The 2,389-nt window shown below is 40.6% G+C and carries 4 protein-coding genes; 2 read left to right on the forward strand and 2 right to left on the reverse strand.

Features of this window, described 5'->3' with window-relative positions:
- Positions 1-398 (forward strand): hypothetical protein (locus L4D76_RS28465; protein ID WP_428444188.1); only part of this gene is annotated, 398 nt, incomplete at its 5' end.
- 175 nt (positions 399-573) lie between these two features.
- Positions 574-984 carry a hypothetical protein gene (locus L4D76_RS28470; protein ID WP_428444189.1) on the forward strand — a complete coding sequence of 137 codons (411 nt, stop codon included), beginning with the start codon at positions 574-576 and terminating at the stop codon, positions 982-984.
- 285 nt (positions 985-1,269) lie between these two features.
- Here the strand turns inward: L4D76_RS28470 and L4D76_RS28475 are convergent, their stop codons facing one another.
- Together L4D76_RS28475 and L4D76_RS28480 are read right to left on the reverse strand one after the other, a co-directional pair.
- Entirely contained in the window at positions 1,270-1,635 is a 366-nt protein-coding gene (locus L4D76_RS28475) for a DUF3653 domain-containing protein (protein ID WP_428444190.1), read from the reverse strand.
- A 216-nt stretch (positions 1,636-1,851) separates the two neighbouring features.
- Positions 1,852-2,389 (reverse strand): hypothetical protein (locus L4D76_RS28480; protein ID WP_428444191.1); only part of this gene is annotated, 538 nt, incomplete at its 5' end.

Genomic DNA, 2,389 nt, shown 5'->3' on the forward strand with positions numbered 1-2,389 from the left:
GTAGTAGTGTTTTTGCTTCCGATAAAAATGATTCTTATTTGTGTGTTGCTGAAGAAGCTACTGGTTTCTTTTTTGATAATGTAAGTTGGAAGCAAGCCAAGTTTAATGTAAAAGAGCATAAGTTTCTTATCCGAAAGCTCAAAGAAGACGAGCAAATTCTTTTTGAAAAAGGTTTTACTTACGGTGCTATAGAGCTTGGCTCTAATTATCCAGAAACTTCATGTTTACCTCCTAATAAACATACAGGAAATATTATTTGTAATAATGATCTTGGGGAGTTGAAGTTTTCTCCTAATGTCGGTCGCTTTATAAAAACTTATACTTCGGGGTATTGGAGTGGAGAAGACAATAATAACAATACACCTTACATTGAGAGGGGCAAATGTTCAAAACTGTAAGGTCATGTCATGCAAGCGTATCTAGTAGACAAAAAATACTTGGTATTTTTAGTTTGAGTTGAGGTGTTATGTGTTCGAATACCCCGTCTAGTAATACGGGGTGAAAGTCTGCAGTACGTGAGACACCAACACGGGCGTGGAGCTTATTGCCACATAAGAGATAATGGAGAGGTAAATGAAAATTGTTCGCAATATTAGTTTAGCTTTTACCGGGGGCGCAATAGGCGCATTCATTGATAGTTTTAACATTTGGTTTATGGGAAAAGTAGGCATTTCAGATTTCATTGGCATCACCATGAAACCAGAGTTTACTTCATCATGGCTTTATAGCCGCATGATATGGGGTGGCATATGGATGCTTTTGCTTCTTATCCCGCTCTTAAAAAAACGTATTTATATACGCGGTATGTTATTTAGTTTGGCACCATCTGCAATGATGCTTTTCATGGTTCTTCCATCAATGGGAAAAGGTGTTTTGGGTCTTGGTTTTGGTACGCTTATGCCAATTGTAGTAATTGGCCTTAATTTTATTTACGGTATCGTCGCATCATATTGGTATGCATCCGGTAAACGTGACAATTATTAACGAGCAGCCTATTTCGTTTATTTAGGCTGTTAGATTGAGTATGAATCAGTACTTATCATGAGAATCACCTCACAAAGTTCTAATTCAGTTTTGGCGGTCAGCTCCCTGCCCTATACAGTGAGATTAGTGCTTGGTTAAAGGGGGTTTCCAATGGTTAGGATTCAGAGGTGTCCAGTTTGTGGTTCATGCGAATACCTGCAATCGCGTACTCTTGGGGTTAGGGTTTGCCTTTGTGGTGTAGTAATATTTGAGGCGGTAAGCAGAGCCGAAGCCCTGCTATCATTTTCATCGAGAGATTAGTCTAGCAACTTTGATAATTTGACTGAGATTCTTTCTATCTCGTTCGGCTCCAATTTCAATCAAGGCATTCCCAGTAATAATCCGGCCTGGTGTTAATGACCATTTATTGGGCGTAATAAGCAGACCTTTTCTAATACTCCATCCTCTCCAATCATCACTTAATGGGTCAAGCTCAAGGCCGGAATACATTCGCATTAACCGTTTGCACTCTGGCGGTATTGGTTTCCCCTTATCCCACAGTGTGACAGTTCTCACACTCTTAAAACAAAGTTTAGCGGTATCTTCTATGCTTAACCCGCATCTATAAAATCTAAAAATATAGTTTTCTGTAAGTTCATGTGTATTTCGCATCAAATCCTTCTTATCGCAAAGAAAGGATTCTAATTGATTGTTTTGTAATTACTTTTAGTTTTTAACATAAGCCAGCATAATGCGTACTGAGCTATAAATATATGTCTGTTATAGCTACCCCGTATAGTAATACGGGGTGAAAGGTTTTTGTGTGCACCATGTCCTACAGCGTGGTGCTGATTCTCAACACACTGCATATCAAGTTGGTCCAGCAAATTACTCACCGCATACTGCACCCTTTAAGGTACCGTTTCTTTGTGCTTCTTCGAGAGCGGCAGCATTGGTGCACCCAAAGAAATTCCCTTTAGTGTTATTTGGCTCACTGGTTGTTGATGAAGCCGAGTTGAGAATACGGTACTCCAATTCCATTTGCATCCGCTGACGTTCAAGGTCTTCAGATTCTGGGAACTCTTCTGCATAGAGGTGGAAAGCAGAGCCAGATGAATTGCTATTACTGCCGCTGTTACTATGGATATCAAACCCAAAAGGCTCATCGTTTGCTTGTGTTGTTGCCCTTTTTTGRGAGTTGCGCCTTGCCTCAGACTTGAGTTTATCCCACTCAGCTGCCCGTTGAGCTTCATGCTTTCTCCAGGCATTCTCGCTTGCAAGCTTAGCTTCCTCTGATTTTCGCTGCAGCTCTGCCGCTGATGGGGTGTTCTTTATAACATCCTGCGCATGAGCAAATATCTGCTCTTTTTGCGCCGAACTTAGTCGGTCTGTTTGTTTGTAGTAGTTCAAGAGAAAGTTATAGGCC

This window comes from Photobacterium sagamiensis (assembly GCF_050337085.1).
Taxonomy (GTDB): Bacteria; Pseudomonadota; Gammaproteobacteria; order Enterobacterales; family Vibrionaceae; genus Photobacterium; species Photobacterium sagamiensis.

Coding starts and splice junctions, on each gene's coding strand:
- L4D76_RS28470 (WP_428444189.1), top strand. CDS start 574: ATGAAAATTGTTCGCAATATTAGTTTAGCTTTTACCGGGGGCGCAATA.
- L4D76_RS28475 (WP_428444190.1), bottom strand. CDS start 1,635: ATGCGAAATACACATGAACTTACAGAAAACTATATTTTTAGATTTTAT.